The organism is Caproicibacter fermentans (genome assembly GCF_009746625.1).
Lineage (GTDB): Bacteria > Bacillota > Clostridia > Oscillospirales > Acutalibacteraceae > Caproicibacter > Caproicibacter fermentans.
Map to the genome: position 1 here is coordinate 86,076 of NZ_VWXL01000053.1, position 26,002 is coordinate 112,077.

General features: G+C 54.7%; 20 protein-coding genes. 16 read left to right on the forward strand and 4 right to left on the reverse strand.

What is annotated here, in order from left to right; all coding sequences use genetic code 11:
- Window positions 1-15: 15 nt before the first annotated feature.
- From CAFE_RS20335 to CAFE_RS09980, 5 genes are all read left to right on the forward strand, one after another.
- Window positions 16-1,548: an MORN repeat-containing protein gene (locus CAFE_RS20335; protein ID WP_156990558.1), complete on the forward strand. Its 1,533-nt coding sequence runs from the start codon at window positions 16-18 to the stop codon at window positions 1,546-1,548.
- Window positions 1,535-2,833, forward strand: coding sequence for a ComEC/Rec2 family competence protein (locus CAFE_RS09965; protein WP_156990559.1), 1,299 nt, complete (start codon window positions 1,535-1,537; stop codon window positions 2,831-2,833). The genes CAFE_RS20335 and CAFE_RS09965 overlap by 14 nt, the downstream gene beginning before the upstream one ends.
- Before the next feature lie 415 nt (window positions 2,834-3,248).
- Complete coding sequence (locus tag CAFE_RS09970) at window positions 3,249-6,134, forward strand: hypothetical protein (protein ID WP_156990560.1); 2,886 nt, start codon at window positions 3,249-3,251, stop codon at window positions 6,132-6,134.
- A gap of 286 nt (window positions 6,135-6,420) precedes the next feature.
- Window positions 6,421-7,812, forward strand: coding sequence for an MBOAT family O-acyltransferase (locus CAFE_RS09975; protein WP_156990561.1), 1,392 nt, complete (start codon window positions 6,421-6,423; stop codon window positions 7,810-7,812).
- A 12-nt stretch (window positions 7,813-7,824) separates the two neighbouring features.
- Window positions 7,825-9,012 carry a DHHW family protein gene (locus tag CAFE_RS09980; protein ID WP_156990562.1) on the forward strand — a complete coding sequence of 396 codons (1,188 nt, stop codon included), beginning with the start codon at window positions 7,825-7,827 and terminating at the stop codon, window positions 9,010-9,012.
- 36 nt (window positions 9,013-9,048) lie between these two features.
- Here the strand turns inward: CAFE_RS09980 and spoIID are convergent, their stop codons facing one another.
- Window positions 9,049-10,047 carry a stage II sporulation protein D gene (spoIID, locus tag CAFE_RS09985; protein ID WP_066649855.1) on the reverse strand — a complete coding sequence of 333 codons (999 nt, stop codon included), beginning with the start codon at window positions 10,045-10,047 and terminating at the stop codon, window positions 9,049-9,051.
- A gap of 277 nt (window positions 10,048-10,324) precedes the next feature.
- Between spoIID and CAFE_RS09990 the strand changes: the two genes are divergently transcribed.
- From CAFE_RS09990 to CAFE_RS10025, 8 genes are all read left to right on the forward strand, one after another.
- Window positions 10,325-11,692, forward strand: a complete 1,368-nt coding sequence (locus CAFE_RS09990) for a citrate/2-methylcitrate synthase (protein WP_066650110.1) — start codon at window positions 10,325-10,327, stop codon at window positions 11,690-11,692.
- A gap of 19 nt (window positions 11,693-11,711) precedes the next feature.
- Window positions 11,712-12,725 carry a hypothetical protein gene (locus CAFE_RS09995; protein ID WP_066649857.1) on the forward strand — a complete coding sequence of 338 codons (1,014 nt, stop codon included), beginning with the start codon at window positions 11,712-11,714 and terminating at the stop codon, window positions 12,723-12,725.
- Window positions 12,726-12,820: 95 nt separating this feature from the next.
- Window positions 12,821-13,837, forward strand: coding sequence for a type I glyceraldehyde-3-phosphate dehydrogenase (gap, locus tag CAFE_RS10000; RefSeq protein WP_066649867.1), 1,017 nt, complete (start codon window positions 12,821-12,823; stop codon window positions 13,835-13,837).
- Between the two features lie 344 nt (window positions 13,838-14,181).
- On the forward strand, window positions 14,182-16,176 hold the full coding sequence (gene glgB, locus CAFE_RS10005; protein ID WP_156990563.1) for a 1,4-alpha-glucan branching protein GlgB: 1,995 nt from the start codon (window positions 14,182-14,184) through the stop codon (window positions 16,174-16,176).
- A gap of 1 nt (window position 16,177) precedes the next feature.
- A complete protein-coding gene (locus tag CAFE_RS10010; RefSeq protein WP_066649870.1) occupies window positions 16,178-17,413 on the forward strand; it encodes a glucose-1-phosphate adenylyltransferase in 1,236 nt (411 codons plus the stop codon).
- Window positions 17,400-18,512, forward strand: coding sequence for a glucose-1-phosphate adenylyltransferase subunit GlgD (gene glgD / locus CAFE_RS10015; RefSeq protein WP_066649871.1), 1,113 nt, complete (start codon window positions 17,400-17,402; stop codon window positions 18,510-18,512). The genes CAFE_RS10010 and glgD overlap by 14 nt, the downstream gene beginning before the upstream one ends.
- A 31-nt stretch (window positions 18,513-18,543) precedes the next feature.
- Window positions 18,544-19,971, forward strand: a complete 1,428-nt coding sequence (glgA, locus tag CAFE_RS10020) for a glycogen synthase GlgA (protein WP_066649874.1) — start codon at window positions 18,544-18,546, stop codon at window positions 19,969-19,971.
- A gap of 24 nt (window positions 19,972-19,995) precedes the next feature.
- Window positions 19,996-21,258, forward strand: a complete 1,263-nt coding sequence (locus CAFE_RS10025; protein WP_066649875.1) for a glycoside hydrolase family 3 protein — start codon at window positions 19,996-19,998, stop codon at window positions 21,256-21,258.
- A gap of 94 nt (window positions 21,259-21,352) precedes the next feature.
- Here the strand turns inward: CAFE_RS10025 and CAFE_RS10030 are convergent, their stop codons facing one another.
- A complete protein-coding gene (locus CAFE_RS10030; protein WP_066649877.1) occupies window positions 21,353-22,057 on the reverse strand; it encodes a helix-turn-helix domain-containing protein in 705 nt (234 codons plus the stop codon).
- A 153-nt stretch (window positions 22,058-22,210) separates the two neighbouring features.
- On the opposite strand from CAFE_RS10030, the gene CAFE_RS10035 reads away from it, so the two are divergent.
- Complete coding sequence (locus tag CAFE_RS10035; RefSeq protein ID WP_156990564.1) at window positions 22,211-22,954, forward strand: histidine phosphatase family protein; 744 nt, start codon at window positions 22,211-22,213, stop codon at window positions 22,952-22,954.
- A gap of 169 nt (window positions 22,955-23,123) precedes the next feature.
- Here the strand turns inward: CAFE_RS10035 and CAFE_RS10040 are convergent, their stop codons facing one another.
- Window positions 23,124-23,612 carry a deoxycytidylate deaminase gene (locus CAFE_RS10040; protein WP_066649882.1) on the reverse strand — a complete coding sequence of 163 codons (489 nt, stop codon included), beginning with the start codon at window positions 23,610-23,612 and terminating at the stop codon, window positions 23,124-23,126.
- Window positions 23,613-23,710: 98 nt separating this feature from the next.
- Here CAFE_RS10040 and rsmA point away from each other — a divergent pair, with 98 nt between their 5' ends.
- Together rsmA and CAFE_RS10050 are read left to right on the forward strand one after the other, a co-directional pair.
- Window positions 23,711-24,568: a 16S rRNA (adenine(1518)-N(6)/adenine(1519)-N(6))-dimethyltransferase RsmA gene (gene rsmA / locus CAFE_RS10045; protein ID WP_156990565.1), complete on the forward strand. Its 858-nt coding sequence runs from the start codon at window positions 23,711-23,713 to the stop codon at window positions 24,566-24,568.
- On the forward strand, window positions 24,565-24,804 hold the full coding sequence (locus tag CAFE_RS10050) for a hypothetical protein (protein ID WP_066649888.1): 240 nt from the start codon (window positions 24,565-24,567) through the stop codon (window positions 24,802-24,804). The genes rsmA and CAFE_RS10050 overlap by 4 nt, the downstream gene beginning before the upstream one ends.
- 16 nt (window positions 24,805-24,820) lie before the next feature.
- Here the strand turns inward: CAFE_RS10050 and CAFE_RS10055 are convergent, their stop codons facing one another.
- Window positions 24,821-25,993: a homocysteine S-methyltransferase family protein gene (locus CAFE_RS10055; protein ID WP_066649891.1), complete on the reverse strand. Its 1,173-nt coding sequence runs from the start codon at window positions 25,991-25,993 to the stop codon at window positions 24,821-24,823.
- Window positions 25,994-26,002 lie beyond the last annotated feature (9 nt).

Here is a 26,002-nt window from a genome sequence, read left to right on the forward strand (position 1 = left end):
AGGGGTCCTGAACCCATGGCGGAAAATCCTTTGCAGACTGTCTTCCATACGGTATCCTATCGCCCGTTTGACGGCGGCGGGGAAAGGGATTCTCTTTTGGCCGCCGCGCGGGAAAAGGCGTTTTCCGGCAGCCCGGCGAAAGGCTCGGCGCGCGGGGTGGAAGCCGGGCGGATTATCCGCACGCGCTATAAGATCGGCGGGGGGGAATTCCGCTGGCGCAAGATTTCCGGCAAAACCGTGGTGCAGGAGGCGTTCCGCCGCCCGGACGGGTTTTGCCTTGTCAGCCGGAACCTTTCCGGAGAAATCGTATCCGAATCGGTGTACGGGCCTAAGCTTGAGTGGCTGCGCACCGCGTATTTCGCCGGGACCCCCGGCAGGCCGGAAGCCGTTCTGCGCCCGGGCGGGAACGGCATTGAACTCCTTTTATTCGATGCGACCTCCGGCAGGTACCGCCGGGAGGAGCTGCTTCCCTGCCCGGTGGCTCCCGGAACGGCGGCGCAGAGCTATGTCAACAGCGCCGCGGGCGGCGAGCCCAAGGTGCTGGCTCGCACCAACGAGGGCCTTTTCTGCTACTGCGGGAGGGCGGAACGGGAAAAGCGCCTTGCCCTTTTCCGGCGGCTGGAGGAAAACGGCGGCGTTCCCGACCCCGACTGGACGGAGACGGACGGCGACGCGAAGCTGGAATTTTCCTACATACGAAACGACGGTACCGTTCCCGAACGGGCGGAAGAAAAAGGCCCGGCTGATTTTGCACGGGCGGCAGTGCCCGCGTTTGCCGCCCTCGCGGCTGCCCCGCACGCCCCGGAGGACCTGGATTCTTCGGATTACGCGGTCGACCGGGAGGTTTTTTCGGTTGAACCGCCCATTCCCCGGCCGGTTCCGAATCCCATGCCCGCGCCGGAGCCCGCCCCCCTGCCGAATCCAGCCGCTCCGCCGCGGCCCGCGCCGACCAAATACGGAGTGGCCGCCAAGGGACTTGGCGGAAAAGTGGTTCATACCAGAAATCTGGAGAAGAAATCCGCGCGGATCGAACCCCTCTTCGGCGAGGGCCTGATTCCCGCGAAACGCATCGTCATCAGCGAAGCGGAGAGCTACCTGTATTTCGGCGAGCTGATCGGCGGGCTGCGGCAGGGGCAGGGCCGCACGCAGATGGAAAACGGGCACACCGCGTACGAGGGCGGGTACCTCGACGACAAGCGCGACGGCTTCGGCGTGTACTATTATAAATCCGGAAAGCTGTGCTATGCCGGGAACTGGAAGCGGAATCTGCGCGACGGCATGGGGGTCGCGTTCGGTTCCTCGGACGGCTCCGTGTTCATCGGCCGGTGGAAGGACGGCGTCCCCGGGCGCGGTTCCGCGTTCGACATGGAGGGCAACCTGCTCTACACCGGGGAATGGAAGGACGGCAAGCGCCACGGGCAGGGCACCGAATACCGGGGCGGGCGGGTCGTGCGTTCCGGCGAGTGGCGCGACGGCGAATTTTACTCCGGATGGAGCCGCACACAGGCTCAATCCGACGGAACGGAGGGCGCGGGTGCGCTGGATTGACCTGCACGACGTCGGCTGGGGCGAATGTATCGTTCTGGGCGGCGACCGCGGCGGAATCCTGATGGTCGACTGCGGCAGCAGTAATCTGAAGCTGGGGGAAAACGGGCCGGGATTTTACGAGTATGTCGCGGATTCGATCATTCCCCGGTACCGCGAAGCGGAAAGCCGCTCGTTTTTTCTGACCCATTGCCACCGCGACCATCTGTGCGGCCTGTGGAGGATTCTGGAAGCCGCGCCCGGCTATTTCGGCGCGCTGTACCTGCCGGTTCCTCCGGGCGGGGAGGAGGGCCGGCCCGTTCTGCTGGAATTCGCCCTGTACGCCGCGGCGTTTTTAAGCCGCCTGACCGGCTACGCGCGGGTGAATGTCTCCGTCCTCACGCTGTTTACGCGCGCCGCGAGGCTCGCGGGGGCCGGCGCCGTGTTCCCCGTGCGGGAGGGCGACGGGTTCTTTCTGGACGGGGCGGAGTACGAGGTGATCTGGCCGCCGGAAACCGGATTTGTGTATCCGCCGGAGCTGACCGAAGCCGTGGACGCGCTGGACGCGATGCTTTCCGCGCCGCTTCTTCCGCCGTGCGCGCGGGAGTTTCTGGCGCTGCGGGAGCGCTTCTGCGCCTCCTACCGTCATATGTGCTCCGCTTCGCCGGTGCGGGGGGAGGACGCGGAGGAAACGCGGGCGCTGTACAATCGGATCGAAGCCCTGATCCCCGAGCTGCTCCTGCTGCCCTGCGCCGGGGACGCGGCGGCGCTTCTGGCTGCCGGTGAAACGCAGGACGCGTACTCCGGGGCTCTGAACGCCGCCTGCGCGGTGTTTCAGAACGTGCGGCGGGGCGGCCCCGGCCCGGACGACATTCTGATGACGGGGGACGCGCCGCCGGAAAGCATCCTCGCGGCTTCCGCGCGGATGTACGACGGGTATTCCGTGCTGAAAGCGCCGCACCACGGCACGGCGGGGTATTTCTTCCCGCTGGAAATCGCGGCGGACCACATCCTCATCAGCAACGGGCCGTACCGGGGCGGCGGCGAAATCGCTTCCGGCTATGCTGAACTGCCCGCCGTCCGCCACTGCTCCGGGAACGCGGCCTGTTCTTATTATAAGGAATACGGTTCCTGCTGCAACCGCCTGGCCCTGTGCGGCGCGCCGCCCGGCGGGGCGATCCTGCCCGTCCGCTGCCCCGCCGCGGCCCGCCCCGGCGCCCGGCCCCCTTGCCGTGTCCGCGTGGTGTCCCGCGAAAAGAATCTTTCCTGTCTTTGCGACGCCGGTCGGCGGGCACAAAAAAATTTTTAGGGTATGGGAAAAATTTTCACGGAATTTTTCCAAAGAAACCGGCATAAAATTCCTAAGCGGGGACATCCCGCGGGCGGCTGTCTCAGCCGGTAAAAAAATCTCATCGCCGCGCTTCCAATTTCTTCCGGAGAAAATGAAGAATTTGGCTTAAAATCTGTAAAAATCATAGCGAAAGTGCAAATTTTATTAAAAAATATATCCACAATGTACTTGACATTAAGTACCAAATATCTTATAATCCAATTAAACATATGAGCGGTGCTTGTGGTCGCCGCGCTCAGGCGCGCTGTGGGGCGCGGGGAAAGCGGGTATCGTTTTCAGTCAAGGGCCTTGCGGTCCGCGGCTAAGATGTATGTTAAAATTCTCATAGCACACGCAAATGCACAACGAACTATTTTAAGGAGGACAAAAAAGGATGAAAAAATTCAGAGGAAAAGCTCTGGCAGCACTGCTTTCATTAGCACTGATTGCCTCAAGCCTTCCGGTAACCCTCGCATCCGCTTCCACAAGAAGCATGAGCGGAATCGTCAATAACCAGAAAGAAGATGACATCTATCTGGTGAACGGCGGTAAGAGCAGAGAAGTCGATTTGACGAACTTTCTTGTTGACAGCGACACGCTCGTGACAAACACCAGGGAAGAAGTGGATAATCCGAAGATTGCCGCGATTTCTCATGTTTCCGGCGACAGCCTCGTTTCGCTCAGCTTGGAGGGCGATGATGACGACACCGCCAAATTAAAGCTGAAAAGTTCCACGAAGGATGGCACGGAAGTAATTTCCATTTTGTACAAAGGCGATTATTCAGACAGCGACACCGACACGGACTATACCGTTAAGGCAAGAAAAAATTTAACGGTTCATGTCTTTGACAAAGACGCGCCGGTATTCGGCAAGGTGTCTTCGGGCGATGGCATTAAAGCCGGTAAAGCTCCCGATGATCTGGATACATTTGCGAAAACCAGAAACACAAAAGCACAAGTCGGCATTTTTGCCGCTGAACCTGAAAGCGATACCAGCGCGTTGGCGGTTTATAAGTCGGTTCAGCTGACCGCGATAACTTCTGGAAAACTTGATGCTGATGACTTAGGTGCGGTCAAGGATAAGGACGGCACGTATGTTCCGACATACTCGATCGAAATTACCAGCGGCGACAGCGATGTTCATCTTGAGTCGAACCTTAATAAGGATGACAAATCAACAAAGCTTGTGAAAACAACAACCAGCGAAGGTGTCACGGTCACGATCGGCAAGACTCTTAATGATGCCAAAACATCTTATACAAGAGATGCGAGCACGACCAATGTGACATTCACCCTGAAAAAGGTTGGCGAAGACGGCTCTGTTTCCTCCGCTTCCGGTGATAAGTACACACTGAAAACCAAAGTGGAAGATAAGGTCGATGTTAAAACTGCATACGAGAATATCCATGATGGTGAATCTGAAGGCATGCCGACCAGCTTCACGATCGAAAAAGACGGAAAGACAAGAATCAAGGACCTGAAGGAAGACACCGATTCAGACAGCAAGAATCTGGATGTAACGAATTCGATCGTTGTTTTCCCGGATACTACTACTAAAGTTACAGTCGACGAAAAGACAAACCTGAAGGGCATTGAAGGAACCGTAGGCACAAAAGACTCGGGCGGTTTGGTTATCGGCGATGCGCGCGTAGGGTATGTTGATGTTGACTGCGGCAACGTAGAACTTTCCGACGGTAAAGTCGGCGATATCACCACGTCTGGCGCGACCGGCAAAGTTACAATCAACAGCGGTTCCGCTGGAAAAATTAAAACTACAGACTGCACCAATGGGGCACCTAGTGATGTAAAAATTGCCGGCGGCACGGTTGGCGATGTAAGCACGAACGGCACGATTGATGTTGATTCCAATGATGAGGACACCAAGGTAGTCACGGGAACATTGGAGGCTCCGGTTATCGATGTTTACTCTGACGAGTCTGCTGTGACAATCGGTGGATTGAAAGCGAAAGATGATGGTACTCTTACCGTTAAGGGCGACAGTGCCACGATCAAGTCGATTGATTTGGATTCTTATGAGAGCACCCTTGCTCTTGGCGACGATGACGATGCGTTCACAGGTTCGGTTCCCGCTCCTAAGAATGCAACAAAGGGTACGATTGAGACTGCCAATGAAGACACAAAGGCTACTATTTCCGGTGATGTCGATGTTGATACGATTAACCTTGACAGCGACACAACCACAGTTTTTCCGAATAAGATTACAGTACAGACAGTGGAAGGCGACGGCAGCATGGTCGTTAAGGCTGGCGATATGTATGTTTCCGGCAGCGTTTCCGGCACAAAGCTAAAGCTTTCCGATTCTACTCTTGCGGCAGGCACGACCGTTTTCAAGGCCGCTGCCGATGAAGTAGACACCGATGATTTTGATTGCTACGGCTTTACGCTTACTAAATCCGAAGGCAATTCCGTTGATACCTTTAAGATCGATACGCTGAGCTTTGCCGGACTTCAGATCAACAAATCTTCTTCCAGCATTGCGAAAGGTCAGTCCGAAACCTTTACGGCTTCCGCTTATCCGGGCGGCACTTCCCTTCCGGCGGGTTACACCATCGGCTGGGAGCTTGACGGCGGCAGCAGCGACGTGTTCACGATGACTTCTTCCGGCAACACGGCTACGGTTACGGTCAATTCGATTGATCCGGACTTTGCTTCTGAAAACCACACCGGTTTGACCGCAAAGCTTTACGATGCCGACGGTTATGAAGTCGACAGCGAAGATTACGGCGATGCAGTCTGCAACATTACCGCTACGGAAGTTCCGGCAATTCAGTCCGACACGACGAAAGACTTTACACTGGCTCCTGGCGCTTCCTATCAGTTCAAGATCACAGCTCCGACAGCTCCGGTCATGACTGCTGGTTCCGCTGGTGTCATCAGCTCCATTACAAACGTTGGCAAATCCGGCAACGATTATTTCATTAAGATCACTGCTGCCGCAAACGCTAACGGCAAAGCAACCGGCATCTATGTAAACGGCACGAAGCTTCTGGTTGTCACTGTTTCCGGTGCCCAGACCTTCAAGAGCGACACAACGTCTGCTCTTACCGTGAAAAAGGGTGCTTCTTACCAGTATGGCATTACCACGAACAACGGCGCGGCCCCGACCTTTACGCTTGGTTCTTCCAATGTGTTCCACTATGAACTGGCTGGACACAACGGCAGCACATACTTCTTCAAAATAACTGCTGTCGGCGCTGTGGGCGCACAGACCGGCGTATATGTTAACGGCACTAAGGTGAACGTTGCTAAGGTTGGTTAAGCAAAACCCCCTAAACAAAACAATTACTGACTCAACAAATTAGTAAGTTGTATTTGCGTGGCGGCGGTTTGGGTGAAAGCTCAGGCCGCCGCTTTGTGCGAATCATATGGGAAGAGACGTTGAAAAGGAGCCGCCGGGCCCGTACAGCGCAGATTTGAAGCGGGCACAGCAAGGCGGCTGATAAGGGAGAACGCGAAGAAACATCTTCGCGTTCTCTTGCTTTTTTTAATCAATGCTCTTAAAATAGAAAGGGATAAAAAATCGGGAGAAAGGACTCGAAATACATATGTTATTCAGCAGTCTGTTTTTTATTTTTATCTTTCTTCCGGTTTCGCTCGCGGCGTATTATCTTCTGCCGCGCAAATGGAGAAACCTGTGCCTGTTCGTGTTCAGCCTGGTCTTCTATGCCTGGGGCGAGCCGGTTTATGTCTTCCTGATGCTGTTTACCGCCGTGTTCGATTACGCGGTGGGAACGCTTCTGGAGCGGTTTGCGGGCCGTCCGGGCCCGCGCAGGGCGGTGCTTGCGTTCGGAATTTGCGTCAACCTAGGCATGCTGGCTTATTTCAAATATGCCGCGCTTTTTGTTTCTACCGTGAATTCCGCGTTTTCTCTCTCGATTCCGGTTCCGGCCGCCGCGCTGCCGATCGGAATTTCGTTCTATACCTTTGAATCCCTTTCCTATGCGATCGATATTTACCGCGGCGAAGCGCCCGCGCAGAAAAGCCTGATCGATTTTGGAACCTACGTGTCCTTTTTTCCGCACCTGATTTCCGGGCCGATCATCCAGTATAAAGAGATGCAGGCGCAGCTTCGCGGCAGGACGGAGTCCATGGAGCATGTGACGGAGGGGGCGCTGCGGTTTCTGCACGGCCTGTTTAAAAAGGTGCTGCTTGCGAACAATCTTGCGCTGATTGCGGACAAGGTTCAGTATTTCGGGCATCCCTCCGCTTTAAGCGCATGGCTGGGCGCGCTTGCTTTTACCTTTCAGATCTACTTTGATTTTTCGGGCTATACCGACATGGCCATCGGCCTTGGCAGGATGTTCGGCTTTATCCTGCCGGAAAATTTCAATCTGCCGTACAGCTCTCGCAGCGCCTCCGACTTCTGGCGCCGCTGGCACATGACGCTGGGCCGCTGGTTCCGCGACTACCTTTATATTCCGCTTGGCGGCAACCGGTGCTCCACCGTAAAGCTTGTCCGGAATCTTGCCGTCGTGTGGGTTCTGACGGGCTTTTGGCACGGTTCCAGCTGGAATTTTGCGGTCTGGGGCGCGTATTGGGGCTTTTTAATCATATGTGAGAAATTGTTCCTGCAAAAATGGCTGGACCGCATTCCCGTGTTTTTTCAATGGTTGTACGCATTTTTGGCGGCGGTTGTGGGATGGGTGTTCTTTTCGTACACGGATCTTCGCGCCGCGTGCGGCGTGGTCGCGGCGATGTTCGGCTTTTCCGGTGGGACGGATTCCCTCGGCGTGTACGCGCTGATCACCGGCGCGCCGATCCTTCTGCTTGCGGCGCTGTTCTGCACGCCGTATCCCGCCAGGCTGCTGGGGTGGCTTGACCGGAAGGGAAGAACCGGGCTTGCGCTGCGAAGCGCGGGTATGACGGTGCTGTTCCTGCTCTCGATTGCCGCTCTTGTCGATAATTCCTACAATCCGTTTTTATATTTCCGTTTTTGACGGGGGACGCTGATGAACAGATTGAGAAAAGTGCAACTGAAAAGGTTCGTCTGCCGGCCGGCGGCACTCGCGGCTGCGTTCTTGCTTGCCGCCGCGATCTTAGTCGGTGTATTTTGGCTGGCGGCTGCGCCGAAACAGACGTTTTCGGAAAATGAAAACAGAGCTCTGGAACCGACGCCGGTTCCGACTCTGGACACCGTTTTGGACGGGCGCTTTATGAAATCGGCTGAAAATTACGTCGGCGACCATTTCCCGCTGCGCAATACCTTTGTCACGCTGAATACGGCGGAGCAGCTGATGCTCGGCAAGCGCGACCTTGCGGCGGATTACGGTTCGATCCCCGCGGAGGGCGGCGTATACTTCGGAAAAAACGATCATATTTACGAGGTTCTTCTGCCGGATAGAACCGGAATCTTTCAGAAAAACGCGGAAGCACTCGCGCAATTCGCGGAAAAATCCGGTTTGCGGCTCACGATCCTTCCGGTGCCCTCCGGCTCTCAGGAGCAGTCTGAGAACCTTCCGTACTCAGCGCCGAACCATGACCAGCATCAGGAACTGGAGGAGCTGGAACAGACCGTGGGAGGAAAAGCAAAGGTAGTCGACCTGTTTTCCAGCTTGAGTTTGAAAACGGGTCGGGATTACTATTTTAAAACCGATCATCACTGGAATACCGAGGGGGCCTACGTCGGCTATCGGGCGCTTGCCGCCGCGATGGGCTTTGACAGCCTGCCCAAAAGCGCGTTTATTTTTCAGGCTGTGCCGCAGCCATTTTATGGGACGCTCTATTCCAAGGCGGTCAACACATGGCAGAAGCCGGATACGCTGGTTCTCCCGTATACAAAGGAAAAATCCGCCGTTACACAGGTGACCGGCAAAAAAACGCATCTCGGGATTTACTGGGATCAGTATTTGAACAGTAAGGACAAATACTCTGTTTACCTTGGCGGAAATCCTTCGGTAACAGTGGTTAAGAATCCAGAGGCAAAGGGCGGCAAGCTGCTTTTGATCAAGGACTCATTTGCAAATTCGATGATTCCTTACCTGTCGCAGAATTTCTCAGAAATCCACATGATCGATTTACGCTATTACAATCTGGATATTTATAAATATATACAACAAAACGGAATCGATCAGGCCGCAGCAATTTACAGTATTAAGCAGCTTTGCGATGTCTCCATCGCGAATAAGCTCAGCAGGTAGAGAAAGGGACAGGGCGGTTTTATCCGCCCTGTTTTGTTAGGCCGCAAGCGTGGTCGTCGGATAGTACCAGGATAGAATCTGCCGGTAATCGGCGCCCTGCTTCGCCATATACTGGGCTCCTGTCTGGCTCATCCCGACGTCGTGGCCGTAGCCAAGCACCGAAAAGGTAAACTGCCCGTTGGAATAACTGACGGTGAAATTCGCGGAGCGGAGGCCGAAAGCCGCGCGCGCGTTGTTCCCGGTTACGCTTTTTCCTCCCAGCAGGATCGTTTTTACGGAACCCGCTGCGGTGCGTTCGGCGGTACCCGCCCAGCCGGATGGATCGCCGGATAGATCCGCATCCGGAGCGGCGGATAAAATGCAGGCTTTCATTTTTTCTAAGGACAGGGTGACGGTGGTCTGGTATCCGCCGGCGAATCTGTCTCCCGGGCTTGCGACAGAGATGAGGTAGGGACGTTCGCCGCCCCAAACGTCAGCGGAAGATTCCGTGTTCCCGGATGAGATTGCATAATAGGTTGCCTCGATCAATTCCCCGCCGCTTTTCAAAACCAGACCGAACACCGGGTCGATGGCGGTTTTCAGGGCCTGAGCGTATTCGTCGTAATGGGTGCCCCAGCGTTTTTTTCGAAGTTCGTCCGTCAGATAAATCTGGCCGTTCTGCAGATCGGCGGAGAAATCGGCGCCGTTCAGCGACGAATCGGGTGTCTTTTTTTGATTTTCGCGCAGTCGGCAGTAATAAGTGTAACAGGCTACTGCCTGTGCCTTCAACGCCTCCTGTTCCGCGCTGGGGGACATTTCCGCCGCAACGGCTCCGGTCATGAATTCCCGATCGCCTACGGTCAGGATTTGTTTCGTCGCGGTGTCAAGAATATGAAACGAGCTGCCGGTTTCCTGGGGGTGGCTGGACGCCGGACTTTCGCTTTTACTGGAACCGGCCTTGCCTGCCGCCGGGTTGCCGAAAGCTACAAAGGGGATCAGAAACATGGCCAGAAAAAGGAAAAATCCCAGAAGAAATTCTCCTCTGCGGTGATGCATTTTGCGTTCCTCCTTAGTGTCCATACATTTTATGAATCGCTATAATGCAATTATATACATTTATAATTTTACATAGGAATAATAAGCTCAAATAATGAAATTAATAACAAATTTTATTGCAAATACCGCAGCAATGTATACAGCAAATCACTTGACTTTACTTGTGCGGTGGGATAAAATACATTTATTAATTAAATAAATTTCCATTGGGCCGCACGATCTTCCATTTGAGCTGCGGCTTTATTTTTACTTTAATTACAGAAAGAAAGGTGCTATGATGACGGAAATCAATCTGGAAAATCACAGTCCGGAACTGGAAGCCCTTTGCAATGAGTTTCGTGCGAATAACCGAATTTCCCCGGAGAATTTTGAACTTTATCAGGTGAAGCGAGGACTGCGCAATCCGGATGGAACGGGCGTCATGGCGGGTCTTACGCTGATCTGTAATGTACACGGATATCTGATTGCCGACGGTGAGCTGATCCCGGACGTTGGAAAACTGACTTACCGGGGAATTGACCTGAATGATATCGTAAACGGATGCACGGCTGAAAACCGGTTTGGATTTGAAGAGGTCGCATGGCTGCTCCTTTTTGGAAAACAGCCGACCAAGAGCCAGCTGGACAATTTCCGGGAGGTGCTGAGCAGCTGCCGGGAACTGCCGGAGTATTTTGCGGAGGACATGATCATCAAGGCGCCTTCCAAAAATGTCATGAACAAGCTCGCGCGGTCTGTTCTGGCGCTCTATTCCTATGACGGCGATCCCGATAACCTTTCGCTGGAAAACAACATGCGTCAGGCGATTCAGCTGATTGCCCGCCTGCCAACCATCATGACCTATGCTTATCAGGTAAAACGGCGGCATTTTGATAAGAAAAGCATGTACTTTCATCCTTTGGACCCGAATCAGTCTACGGCGGAATCGATTTTAAACGCGATCCGTCCGGACCGGTCGTTTACGGATGAGGAAGCGAAGCTGCTTGACATCTGCATGTTGATTCACGCGGAGCACGGGGGCGGGAATAATTCCACCTTTACGGCTCGGGTGCTTTCGTCCACGGGTACCGATATTTATTCTGCGATCAGTGCGGCGATCGGTTCACTGAAAGGCCCTCGGCACGGCGGCGCGAATCACCGGGTCATGACAATGATGAACGGGCTGATGGAAGGCGTTAAGGATTGGAAGGACGAGGAGGAAGTTTCCGACTATCTCGAAAGAATCCTGCGTAAAAAAGTCCCCGACCATTCCGGCCTGATCTACGGAATCGGGCACGCGGTTTACACTTTGTCCGACCCGCGCGCGGTCATTTTGAAAAAACAGGCTTGTAAGCTGGCCGAAAAGCGCGGGATGAAGGACCAGTTCGACCTGTTCGAGCGCGTGGAACAGCTCGCGCCGGAGGTTTTTGCCAAAGTAACAGGAAAGCCCAAGGTCATGTGCGCGAACGTCGACTTTTATTCCGGCCTTGTGTATGAAATGCTTGGAATCCCAAGCGATCTGTACACGCCGATGTTTGCCGTTTCCAGAATTGCCGGCTGGTGTGCCCATCGAATTGAGGAAATGGAAACCTGCGGCCGGATTATGCGTCCGGCGTACCGTTCGCTTTCGAAAAGCATTCCGTATGTTCCGATCGATCAAAGAAATTAAAATTATGGAGGAAACCACTATGAAACGGGCTTGGATTGCTTTTTTGGGTACCCTGGTTCTGGTTCTCCCAATCAGAATTTTTTCGATGCTCCGATATCTGAATCCTCAGACCGGGTTTTATTCGGACGGGGGAAAGTCGGTCGCAGCGGCGTCCATACTGCTGGTTGCCGGAGCTTTTCTAACAGCGTATTTTTCCAGCCGGGACGGGAGGGCTGAAATCAGCGCCGCACCGCTCAGGAATGTTGTCGCCGCTGTTTTGGGCGCGGTCGCCGGAATCTTTGTTCTCGTTCAGTCGGTCGTCGGATTAACCGCCGGCTTTTTTGGGGAAGGGCAGATTTTTTACCAGATTTTTTGCGGAGCCGGAATTCTGACCGGAGCCGTTTTAATGCTGACGGCTTACGACCTTGCGACCGGCCTGCGCAAAATTGGAAGCCATCCGCTTCTGGCGCTGATTCCTTCGGTTTGGGGATGTTTGTACCTTGTGGTTCTGTTTATTGCCTATTCTGCCGTGGTGAATCTGGCGGAGGATGTCTACCATACATTTACGGTTGTTTTTCTGCTTTTATTCCTGTTTACGCAGGCAAAACTGTTCACAGGAATAGAAAGTACAAAAAGTGGAAAAATGATTTACATGGTTGGTCTGCCGGCGGCGTTAATAGCACTGGCGACAGGAATTCCGAGCAGCATCCAGTTTTTCGCCGCGGGCATCACCGCGGGCGTTGTTTCCATCGGCATGCACATGGCGAATATTGCGCTGGCATTCTATATCGTCGCTTTTTTATCTGCTTTGCAGGCGGTTCCCGCCGCAGCGGAAACAGTTCCGGCCGGAGCAGTTGACCGCGAAGACCCATCTCAGCCGACGGCCCTGCCCGACACGGACGACCAGGGAAACAAACCGATGCTGAACGCGGAAGGATCCATTTCCGAATATGCAGGTTTTTTACGCAAGGCCTGCGGGAGCGGTATAAAATTTGTTACGGCGGGTCCGAGTCCGTTTTACTCCAGAAATGACCCCACAACGGAAGAAAGCTAGTTAAAATATTATCAAAAGGCTTGTAAAAGTTTTCCCAATGTACTAAAATAGGTGTTGAAAGAAAGAAGTCTGATTGAATTAGGAGGTAGCAATCTATGTCCATCAAGATTGGCATCAACGGTTTTGGCCGTATCGGACGCCTTGTGTTCCGCGCGGCGGTCGCTCAGCCCGAAACTTTTGAGGTCGTAGGAATTAACGATCCTTTTATCGATCCCGATTACATGGTTTACATGGTAAAATATGATACCATGCACGGTCATTTTCAGGGGGAGGTCAAAGCCGAAGATGGAAAGCTGGTTGTAAACGGCAAAGCCATCTCTGTTTTTGAGGAAAAGGACCCCGCTCAGATTCCGTGGGGAAAAGTCGGGGCTGAATATGTCGTCGAATCCACAGGCGTATTCCCCAGCACCGAAAAGGCTTCCGCTCACCTGACCGGCGGAGCAAAGAAAGTCGTTATTTCCGCTCCCGCGAAAGACGACACGCCCACATTTGTCTGCGGCGTAAACCTTGACATGTACAAGAAGGATATGAAGGTTGTCTCCAATGCGTCCTGCACAACGAACTGCCTGGCTCCGATTGTCAAAGTTGTCAATGACAAGTTCGGCATTGTAGAGGGCCTTATGACAACCGTACACTCCACCACGGCAACCCAGAAAACAGTGGACGGTCCTTCCAAGAAAGACTGGCGCGGCGGCCGTGCCGCGGCCGGCAACATCATCCCCTCCACAACCGGCGCCGCAAAGGCCTGCGCTCTTGTAATTCCTTCCGTAAAGGGCAAGCTGACCGGCATGTCCATGCGTGTTCCGACGCTGGATGTTTCCGTAGTCGATCTGACCGTGAACCTTGCAAAGCCCACGACTTATGAAGCAATCTGCGACGCGATGAAGGAAGCTTCCGAAGGCGGGATGAAGGGCATTCTCGGTTATACGGAAGATATGGTTGTATCCTCCGATTTCCTCGGTGATCCCCGTACCTCCATTTTTGACGCGAAGGCCGGTATCATGCTGAACGATCATTTTGTTAAGCTGGTATCCTGGTACGACAACGAGTGGGGCTACAGCAACAAGGTCCTCGAACTGATTAAGCACATGTTCAAGGTTGACCACGAATAAAGAACGGATTGCCGTTTTGATTTTCAGGCGCCTCTTATCGGATTACGGTAAGAGGCGCTTTTTATGTTTTAATTCATCCTGCTGCATTCATGCCTCCTGCGCGGGCAAAAGGAGCACGCCATTTTCCGTCCGAAAGCGCCGAGAGGAACAGAAATCGACAGATCCCCTGTGCTATGATGAAAGACAAAGATTTTATTATAAAACAGATCCTTCAACTTTTGTAACAAAACAAACAAAAACCATCTAACTTAACAAGAAAAACACTTGAAAATAACTAAAATTATCTTGATATTTTCCCAAATTGTGCTATGATAAAATTAAATAAGAAAAGGGGGTCAGGCTAAATGCAAAAGAAAGAGATGCAAAACGGCATGGACCCGTCGCTGACCGGATTCTTAGCAGGGACGAATGCCAGGGCGTTTGATTATCTGGGTATACATAAGTCGGTGAGAAACGGGCGGGAAGGCATGATATGCCGCGTTTGGGCACCGAATGCCTCGGAAATCTCCATTGTCGGCGATTTTAACCGCTGGCAGGCCGGACTTGACTGCCTGGAACGGGTCGGCGGCGGAGTATGGGAATGCTTCCTGTCCGGGGTATGGAACCGATTTGACTCCTACAAATTCTGTATTGTCGCACCGGATGGGAAAAAATTATATAAAAGCGATCCCTATGCCTACCACTTTGAGTCAGGAGAGGGAAAAGCGTCCAAGTATTACGATCTGGAAGGTTTTCCCTGGAAGGATGCCGCATGGATGCGACACAAGACGGCAAAACCGCATTACGGGCAGCCTGTCAATATTTATGAAATTCACCCTGGCTCCTGGAAGAGGCACGCGGACGGCAGCGTTCTGACTTATGAGGAATTGGCGGACGAGCTGCTGCCCTACCTGAAGGATATGGGCTACACGCATGTGGAACTGATGCCGGTGACCGAATACCCTTTCGAAGGCTCCTGGGGGTATCAGGTTACGGGGTATTTCGCGCCGACCAGTCGTTACGGGGAACCGAAACAGTTCATGAGCTTTGTGGAAAAATGCCATGAGGCGGGAATCGGGGTGATTCTCGACTGGGTTCCCGCTCATTTCCCAAAAGACGCGTTCGGTCTCGCACGGTTTGACGGAACGCCCTGTTATGAATATGCGGACCCCCGGAAAGGGGAACACAAGGACTGGGGAACGCTCGTGTTCGATTACGGCCGCAGCGAAGTGGTCAGCTTTCTGATTTCCAGCGCGGTGTTTTGGTTGGAAAAATATCATGTGGACGGGATTCGGGTGGATGCGGTCGCCTCTATGCTTTACCTGGATTACAGCCGGAAAGAGGGAGAATGGGTCCCGAATATCAACGGCGGAAGGGAAAACCTGGAGGCGGTGGCATTCCTGCAAAAGCTCAACGAGGCTGTGTTTTCCCTTTTCCCGGACGTGATGATGATTGCGGAGGAATCCACCGCATGGCCGATGGTTTCGCGCCCTACTTATTCCGGCGGGCTCGGCTTTAACTACAAATGGAACATGGGATGGATGAACGACATGCTCCATTACCTGAAGCTGGATCCCGTATACCGACCGTTTAACCATGACAATCTCACCTTTTCCTTCTTTTACGCGTTTTCCGAAAACTTTATTCTGCCGATTTCCCACGACGAGGTCGTGCATGGAAAAAGCTCCCTCATCAATAAAATGCCCGGTGACTACGAGCAGAAATTTGCCGGGGTCCGCGCGTTCCTGTGTTACATGATGGCCCATCCGGGCAAAAAACTGATTTTCATGGGAACGGAGTTCAGCCAGTTTATTGAGTGGAATTATCAGAAGGAACTGGACTGGATGCTGCTGGAGTATGAGCAGCACCGCAAACAGCAGAGCTTTTTCCGCGATCTGAATCATTTTTACCTGAATACGCCCGCGCTGTGGGAAATAGATTTTACATGGGAAGGCTTTTCCTGGATTTCCAACGACGATTATACACAGAGTGTGATCGCGTTTCGCAGGATAGACAGGTCCGGCAAAGAAGTGATCGCGGTCTGTAATTTCCAGCCGGTTCGGCGGGACAATTACTCCATTGGGGTGCCGTATGACGGCATTTATGAAGAAGTCTTTTCCTCAGACGCGGTTCGGTACGGCGGCAGCGGCATCAGCAACGGTTCCTCCATTCAAAGCGTTAAAACACCGTTGCACGGCTGCGAACAGTCCGTTTGTCTTACTTTGCCGCCGCTTTCTGTTTTTTATCTCAAATGCAAACGCCGCAGGACAAAATCTTCGGGGGGGCCGGCCCGTCCGCGTCAAGGCGGCGAACGCCGGAAAGCGCGCGGACAAAGATCCGGTCAAAAGGAGGAGAAATAGTATGTTTCCGAAGCAACAGGTCGTGGCCATGCTGCTGGCGGGCGGTCAGGGCAGCAGGCTTGGGGTGCTGACAAAAAATCTTGCAAAACCCGCCGTGCCTTATGGAGGGAAATACCGCATTATCGATTTCCCACTGTCAAACTGTGTGAATTCCGGAATTGAAACCGTGGGCGTTCTCACCCAGTATCAGCCGATGATATTAAATGAATATATCGGAAACGGGCAGCCCTGGGATCTGGACAGCATGAACGCCGGGGTTCACGTGCTGCCGCCGTTTCAGCGCAGCCGCAGGTCCGACTGGTACAAGGGTACTGCCAACGCAATTTATCAGAACATTCCGTTTATCGAGCGGTACAATCCCGACTATGTCGTGGTCCTCTCCGGCGACCACATCTACAAAATGGACTATTCCCGCATGATTGCGTTCCACAAGGAAAAGGAAGCGGATTGTACGATTGCGACAATCGAGGTCCCAATGGAGGAAGCTTCCCGATTCGGAATCCTCAATACCAACCCGGACGGCTCCGTCTACGAATTTGACGAAAAGCCGAAGGCGCCCAAAAGCAACCAAGCTTCCATGGGAATTTACGTATTCAGCTGGAATAAGCTGAGAAGCTATCTGGAGGAGGACGAGGCGGCGCCGAAGTCCTCGAATGATTTCGGCAAGGATGTTCTGCCTGCCATGTTGAACGCGGGCGAGCGTATCTTTGCCTATCGCTTCGAAGGATACTGGAAGGACGTCGGTACGATTGACAGCCTGTGGGAATCCAACATGGATCTTCTGGACCCGAATATTCCAATGGACCTGAATGAAGAAAGCTGGAAGATTTTCACGCGCAATCCGGTCATGCCGCCGCATTATGTCGCCAAGGGCGCCCGGGTGCAGAACTCGCTTGTCGCGGAGGGCTGCACCGTTTACGGCGAAATCGATTTTGCCGTGCTTTTTTCCGGAGTCTACATCGCGCCCGGCGCGGTGGTGCGCGACTCGATCATTATGCCGAACACGCGGATAGAGGAAGGGGCCGTTGTGCAGTACGCGATCGTCGCGGAAGAATGCGTCATCGGCGGCGGTGCGAAGATCGGCGCGCGTCCGGAGGATATTGTCAACAAGGAGGAATGGGGAGTCGCGGTTGTGGGAAACGGCTGCGCCATCCCGCCCGGCTCCGTCGTTGCGCCAAAGTCCATGATTGATTCTGAATCTTTCGCACAGGAGGCGGTGAAAAATGCGAGGAAATAATGTGCTGGGACTGATCTTTTCCAACACGCACGAAGAAAAGCTCCGCGATTTGACGGAAATCCGGACCATGGGCTCAGTGCCGTTCGGCGGCAGGTATCGTCTCATCGATTTTCCGCTTTCCAATATGGTCAATTCCGGGATCAGTAAAGTCGGCGTCGTCACAAAAAGCAATTATCAGTCCCTGATGGATCATCTCGGTTCCGGCAAGGCCTGGGACCTCTCCAGAAAAAGGGAGGGGCTGTACATTCTGCCGCCGTTCGGCGACACCCGTCTTGTGAATAACAGGGTCGAATCGCTAGCTTCCATTAAGAGATTTCTGACCAATTCCAAGGAGGACCTGGTGCTGATCACGGACAGCGATGTTGTCTGCAACATCGATTACTCCGATGTGGTTTCCAGCCATATCGGAAAAAATTCGGATGTCACGCTGGTCTGCCGCTTCGGGCCGCTGCCCCGGAAACTGGTCGAACCGCTGGTGCTGACAACCGACCCGGACGGCCGCGTGATCGATCTGCTGATCGACCCGAGAACCGATGGAGAATGCTGTTATGGAATCGGAATGATTTTGCTCAGGCGAGAGCTCCTGATTCGCCTGGTGGACGACTGCGTCAGCCGCAACCTTTACAGCTTTAAGCGGGATCTGCTCCAGCGGAATCTGTCCTCTCTGCGGATGTATTCCTATGAGTTCAGCGGCTATGCCCGCATCATCAGTTCCCCCGTTTCCTATTTTGCTGCAAATATGGAGCTGATGCAGCCGAATGTCAGAGCGCAGCTGTTTAATCCGAACCGGCCGGTCTACACGAAAGTGCGTGACGACATGCCCGCGCGGTACGGCCTTGGCTCGGAGGTTTCGAATTCCCTGGTCGCCGACGGCTGTGTGATTGACGGGGAGGTGCGCAACAGTGTCCTGTTCCGCGGCGTGCGGGTCGGCAAGGGTGCCGTTGTGGAAAACTGCGTCGTTTTACAGGACGGACAAATCCGGCCCGGGTGCAAAATGAAGTACGTCATCACGGATAAAGACGTCCTGATCCAAAGCGACCGCTCTCTGCTGGGGTTTGAATCCTACCCGATTTTTATCAGCAAGGGCAGCGTTGTTTGAATAAACGATTTCACGCAAGGGGGTATTAGAAATGAAGGTACTGTACTGTACAAGCGAAGCACTGCCATTTGCTTCGACGGGCGGATTGGCGGAGGTTGCCGGTTCATTGCCGCAGGCGCTCAGGCTTCGCCTGATCGGCTGCCGTGTGGTGATGCCGCTCTACGAGGACATTCCGCAGGAGCTGCGCGACGGGATGAAATTTTTGACCAGCCTCTCCGTGCCGGTCGCATGGCGCAGGCAATACTGCGGTGTTTTTGAAACTCATGTCGGCGGCGTGATTTACTACCTGATCGACAACCAGTATTATTTTAAACGTCACGGCCTGTACGGCCATTTCGATGATGCGGAGCGCTTCGCCTTTTTTTCCCGCGCCGTGCTTGAAATGCTGCCCTACATCGACTTTAAGCCGGACGTCATTCACGCAAACGACTGGCAGACCGCGCTGGTGCCGGTTTATTACAGCACATTTTATGCGGATACCGACTGGTTCCGCGGAATGAAAACGGTTCTGACGATCCATAATATTCAATATCAGGGCAAATACGGGGAAGAACTTCTCGAAGATGTTCTCGGGCTGCCGAAGAGCTCCCTTCCGCTGCTGCAGTTCGGTGAGTGCATCAATTTTCTGAAGGGCGCGATCGAATGCGCAAACCGCGTCACAACGGTCAGCCCAACCTATGCTTCGGAAATCCTGGATCCGTGGTATTCCCATGGGCTGGACAGCATTCTTCTGGAACGGAACTGGAAGCTGAGCGGAATCCTGAACGGAATTGACACCGGGGTTTATAATCCGGAGACGGACCCGGAGATTTATTCCAATTATTCCGCGGATGATTTGTCCGGGAAAGCGGCGAACAAGACTCAACTGCAAAAGAGGTTAGGCCTTTCAGAATCCGAGCGGACGCCGCTCATCGGCATGGTGACGCGCATGGTTTCCCACAAGGGACTGGATCTGGTGCGCGATTCGTTGGATCAGCTGCTGAACTCGACGGACTGCCAATTTGTCATTCTCGGCTCCGGCGACTGGGAATACGAAACCTTTTTCCGGCAGCTTCAGGAACGGTTTCCCGGGCGCGTGTGCGCGTGCTTCGGGTTTGTGCCGGAGCTTTCTCACAAAATCTACGCGGCGTCCGACATTTTCCTGATGCCGTCCAAGAGCGAGCCTTGCGGACTTTCTCAAATGATCGCGTTACGTTACGGTTCGATTCCCGTCGTGAGGGAAACCGGCGGCCTGAAGGATTCCGTTACCGACAGCGGCGACGGGGAAGGCAACGGTTTTACCTTCCAGACCTATGACGCCGGCGATATGCTTCACGCGCTTGGCCGGGCGCTTCAGGGTTACCAAAATCCGGAGGGCTGGGAAATCCTGATGCGGCGCGCTATGGAATGCGATTACAGTTGGGGCCGTTCCGCGAACGAGTATATTCGTCTGTACCGGGGCCTTCTGAAAAATGGTTAATGCACTCGGCGGGGAGGGAAAGCGATGAAAAAGCGGCGTGCCAAAGGCCTGCGCATCGCGGGGAAGACCATACTTTTTCTATTGCTCTTTCTCTGTGTGGGCGCCGCGGCTTTCGGCTTTTACAGGATTGCCGACAAAGCTTTAGACCGCATGTTTCCCCCCGCCGGCGGAATCAAGGTGTCTCAGCCGTCCTCTCTCCCTTCCTCCTCGGCGGCGCTTTCTTCCCTATCCGCGGCCTCGGGAACGCAATACAAGCCGGTGAAAGGGCTTTTCTCGGCCTACAGCGAGGCGGCGCAGCGGCGCCTGACAAAAATGACAACCAGGGAAAAGGTGGGCCAGGTTTTCCTGATTACCTGTCCCGCGGCGGGACAGGTTAAGGTGATCGATGATTATCAGCCGTGCGGATACTGCCTGACGGCACGGGATTTTGAGGACAAAACGGCCGATCAGGTTCGCAAAACACTTGCTTCCTATCAGAATTCCAGTAAGATCAAAATGATTCTCTGCTGCGATGAAGAGGGCGGCACGGTGGTGCGCATCAGCAAGTTTCCCGCCCTTTCAGAGCAGAAATTCCGTTCCCCCCAGCAGATTTTTCATCAAAGCGGACTGGACGGAGTTAAACAGGACACGGAGAAGAAGTCCCGGCTGATGGAATCACTTGGCCTGAATCTGAACCTGGCGCCGGTCTGCGACGTTTCCGTCAATCCGTCTGATTTTATCTATGCGCGCTCTTTTGGGCAGAACGCCGGGCAGACCGCGGAATTTGTCACGGTTTCTGTGAAAGCCTACCGCGGCCAGGGGCTTGCCTGTACGCTCAAGCATTTTCCGGGGTACGGAAACAATGCGGACACTCATACCGGCGTTGCGACGGACAAGCGCAGTTATCAGACCTTTCAGCAGTATGATTTTCTTCCGTTTCAGGCGGGAATTCAGGCGGGCGCGCCCTGTGTGATGGTCTGCCACAATATCGTCGAGTGCATGGATTCCAGAAATCCCGCGTCGCTGTCTCCGCAGGTGCACAGGATTCTAAGGGAAACGCTCGGCTTTTCCGGGGTCGTCATGACGGACAACCTCTCCATGAAGGGAGTAACGAACTTTCTGGACGGCAAAGATGCGGCTGTAAAGGCGTTTCAGGCGGGAAACGATCTTTTACTGACACCGGATATCAAAGACAGCTTCAACGCTCTGTACGCCGCCGTGGAGGACGGCACGATCAGCGCGGACAGGCTTAACGATTCCGTGCTGCGCATCCTTGCGTGGAAATACAGCATGGGAATGCTTTCGTAAAGGTCTGAAAAAGCCGGAGCGCTGCGCGCTCCGGCTTCATTTTGCCCAATTTTGGCCTTTGCCGTTTTCAAACGATAAAGGCCGTGCTATAATTTTATTTGATTTGTTTTTTTGCTCCCATCCGCAATTCCGAATTCTGAATCAGGTTGAAGAGCGAAGAGGCAAACAGGGGATATTCCGAGGACAGCTTTTCGGGGGAAAGGGAAGGCAGCGCGTTTTTATCCACACCCTCCATCTCATCGACCTTATCGCCGGAAATCAGGCATTCCGCGTTGGACAGCGAGATCTGCTGCGCCGCTGCGGACCGGCCTGCGCCAAGCTTTAAGGGCACCGAGAAAAGCCCCTGCGGATTTTTAAGGTTCGCGGAATACAGCATCCGGAACACCTTGTAAACGGAAAGATTCAGATAGGCGGAAATTTCCATGGTCAAAGCTTTGTTTCCGCATTTCTGCAAAATTCCGAAAATAATATTCAGGGAATTTGCGATCAGTTTTTTATTCAGTACCGGCAGCAGGCTCCCGCGCAGGGTGTTTTCTTTGCCCACCGCATCCGGCTCGGGGATATCCTCCACAGAAATCGTTGCTCCGCTGCGGTGCGGCGTCCTGCCCAGCAGGTAGTCGCAGGATACGCTGTAGTAGTCCGCGACCCGGACTACAAAGTCAAGTCCGCATTCACGGATTCCCTTTTCGTAATGGGAAAGCAGCGCCTGAGAAACGCCGAGGTCCCCGGCGGCTCTTTTCTGGCTGTATCCTCGTTCCTTGCGCAGTAAAGTAATAATCCGGGCAAAATTGTTGTTCATTTGACTATCCCCTGTCGAATCCTGTATAATAAACGCAATGTAAAGTATACAATAGATATAACAATTTGTAAAGCCGCTAGATATCGTGCCGGGACTTCCGATATTTTCCGTATCTTGAGCAAAACGGCAGGGGCGGCGCTGAAGGAGAGCATTATGAAATCCTATACCGTTCATCTGATCCGCCATGGAACGACAGAAGGAAACGAGCAGGGCAGATATATCGGTTCAACGGACCTGCCTGTTTCCGAACACGGGGCGGAGCATCTTCGCGCTTTGCGGGAAAAACACCCATACCCTCAGGCTCAGGCGTATCTCTGCAGCCCGCTGCGCCGCTGCACCGACACAATGAAGATCTTATATCCGGATGCCAAACCGATTCTGATCCCCGATCTGCGGGAATGTGATTTTGGGGACTGGGAGGGAAAAACGGCGGAAGAAATCGCGCGGGAAGACGGCCGTTTCCGCCGGTGGATCGCCGGAAACGGGGAACCGGTCACGCCGCCGAACGGAGAGGACGGCGCGGCGTTTTCCCGGCGGGTCTGCGCGGCGTTTGAAAAGATTGTGGAAGGTCTGATGCGTTCCGGCATGACTTCCGCGGTACTTGTGGCGCACGGCGGGGTGCTGATGAGCATTCTTGCAGCATACGGGCTTCCGCGCGCCGAGTTTTACGACTGGATCACCGAGCCGGGCTGCGGATATTCCATGAGGATCATTCCAGGTTTGTGGATGCGGTCCAGAGTGGGAGAGGTCTATGCGGAGATTCCGCCCAGGCCGCAGAAGGACGGGGACGACAATGATAGAATTCTGGTTGACCTTGCGCGGGAAGCGGCCGACCGCGCGTTTGGGAAGCGGGACGAAGCGGACAGGGCCGGCAACCAGGAGAAAAAAGAAAAATGAACGGGGATGTGCTGACGGTATCGGTTGTTACGATGAACGCCGCGTGGGAGGAGAAAAGGCAAAATACCGAACTTGCGCAGACGCTTCCGTTTTGTAAATAACCGTCTTTTTGGAAAAGGCCCTCGCGGCAGCCGGAAGGCGCCGCGAGGGCCGATGCTTTCAATAGCGGTCAGTACCCGAACGTTCCGGCGAGGGACTCGTCGTTTTCCACCCAATCCTGCACGTCCGTCACGGTGAAGTCGGAGGCTGTGTTTCTCGCCACGACACGGGTGATGCCCGCGTTAATGATCATCCGCTTGCACAGCGAACACGGAGCGGGGTGGGCAACGTAGTCGCCGGAGTCTGCCTCCCGGCCGACCAGGTAAAGCGTGGCGCCGATCATGTCCCCGCGCGAAGCGCTGATGATCGCGTTCATTTCCGCGTGGACGGAACGACACAGCTCATAACGTTCTCCGCGCGGAACTTTTAAGGATTCCCGTACGCAGATTCCGGTATCGATGCAGTTTTTTCGGCCGCGCGGCGCGCCGGTGTAGCCGGTGGACACAATTTCGTCGTTTTTGACGATGATCGCGCCGAAATTGCGCCTCAGGCAGGTCCCCCGTTCCAGAACGGTCTCCGCAATGTCGAGATAATAATTTGCCTTGTCGGTGCGCTTCATAAAAAGTCCTCCCAGTAAATCGCAGAAATGCTTGAAATGGAAATTCGGATCAGGGTATGCTATAATAAAGGCAGAAGAGAGATCGGAGGATCAGCAACATGGAGTTGACGGACCTTTCAACCATACAGGCGGTGCTGAAACGGCACGGCTTCCGCTTTTCAAAGTCTCTGGGCCAGAATTTTCTGATCGACCCGGCCGTCTGCCCGCGCATGGCGCGGGAGTGCGGAGCGGATGAAACCACAGGGGTGCTGGAAGTCGGCCCCGGTTTCGGGGTATTAACCCGCGAGCTTTCCGCGCGGGCCGGCCGGGTGGTCGCGGTGGAGCTGGATAAAGGCCTGCTGCCGGTCCTTGGGGAAACGCTGGGCTCCTGCCGGAATGTGGAGATTGTTCAGGGGGACGTGCTGAAACTGGACCTCGCGGAGCTGTTGAAGGAAAAATTCGGCACAATGAAAATTTCGGTTTGCGCCAATCTGCCGTATTATATCACGTCGCCCGTGCTGATGCGGTTTCTGGAGGAACGGCTGCCCGTGTCCTCGCTGACGGTCATGGTGCAGAAGGAAGCGGCGCGGCGGCTGTGTGCTCCGCCGGGCAGCCGGGACTGCGGAGCCGTGAGCGCGGCGGTCAGCTACTATGCGAAACCGCAGATTCTGTTCGAAGTGCCCAGAACTTCGTTCTATCCGCGGCCGAATGTGGATTCCGCCGTGATCCGGCTGGACGTGCTCGACGGACCGGCGGTTCGGGTACTCAGTGAAAAAGGCTTTTTTGCCCTTGTCCGCGCGGCGTTCGGCAAACGGAGAAAAACGATTTTAAACTCCGTGTCTTCCGGGCTGGGACTTGAAAAGGAGCAGGTGCTCCGGGTGCTTCAGGATGTCGGAATTCCCCCCGCAACGCGGGCGGAGCGGCTGACCCTTCCGCAGCTGGCTGATTTTGCAAACGGACTGGAGGAACTGAAATGAGCAATGAAAGACTCGCAATGCTTTTTTTCGACATCGGGCTTGTCCTCGCGATGATCTCCATGGTGATCGGGCCGTTCGGAATTACAAACTGGGCGCTGACGACCGGCGTGGTCGCCTGCTTTTTCGGGATTGCGTCCCTGTGCCTCGGTTTCCTGAGCTGGGACGAGTGGATGGAGCCGGAGCGGCCCTATTCCGGCCCGGACTCAGCCGAGCCTGGGGAAACGGCGGAGCATTGATGCGGAGGCACGATGCTCAGTAGATGATCGCGCCGTATTTCGCGGCCAGCGGCTCCAATATTTCGCGTTCAATCTGACAATCGGAGTCAACGATCAGCCTGCCCTGAAAATACCGCAGCGCTGCGTCCAGAACCGTCGGAGTATCTGCATGAACCGCAATCGGCAGCCGGGTCATGCCGCCGACGGTGCCGAGCAGAACCGCGTCGTCCATGCCGGTTATTTCTACCAGCGCGGCGGTGACCTGTTCGTCGTCCAGATCAATCAGGTCGTCTTCAAGCGAACTGGTGCAGCGGATCGGTTCGCTTAGAATAATATCGTCGCCCAGGAAAAAGGCTTCCTGTTCAATGGCGGCGGCGTCGCAGTCCGGCTCTTCCGGCAGCATGGGGGGGCTGGAATCTTTTAGGATTTCCGCAAGGGCTTTCAGGTGTTCCGGCTCGGCCCCGGTCCCCGTTCCCAAGAATCCGACGCCCGCGTCTAAAAACGAAACGGCCGCCTCGGCCAGCTGCCGGGGAGACAGACCCGCGGCTTCAAGCCGGACGGCAAACGGCACCGCCGCGTGCTGCCGTGCGCGCCCAAACTGTTCGGCAAGGTCCGGCTCTGCGGTGCAGCAGAGTCCGACCGCGTCCGCCCCCATGGACTGAAGGGTGATCAGCCCAGGCAGAAGGCTTCCGCCGGTCATGGTATTCCCGTCGGAATCAACGGACATCAGCGCGATCACCGGAAGGCCGGTGGTTCGGGCGGCAAGCAGGGCGGCGCGAAGATCCGAAAGAGCGTGAAATCCTTCCAAAAGAAGGAAATCGGCTCCGCCTTCGTCCAGGGCCCTGATCTGTTCCCGGTATCCGTCAAAAATATCGTCAAAGTCGGATTCGCCGTGCGGCGGCACAAACAGACCGCTGGGGCCGATTGCTCCGCCCACGGGGATTCCGGGCCGGGCGGCGCTGCGGGCGAGGTCAAGCAGCTGCCGGTTCAGTCCGGAGATGTCGCAGTCGGGCAGGCAGAACCGGTTCGCCGCCAGCGTGGGCGCGCGCAGAACCTGAGCCCCGGCGGCAAGAAATCCGCGCAGCAGATCCCTTGCCGCGTCCGGGTGCTCCGTAAGCCAGAGTTCTGGTTCGGCGCCGGCCGGCATTCCGGCGGCGTGAAAATCGGGAATCGGGTCCAGAAGAAGAGGAAGCCGATCAAGTAATTCCATTTTTCTTTC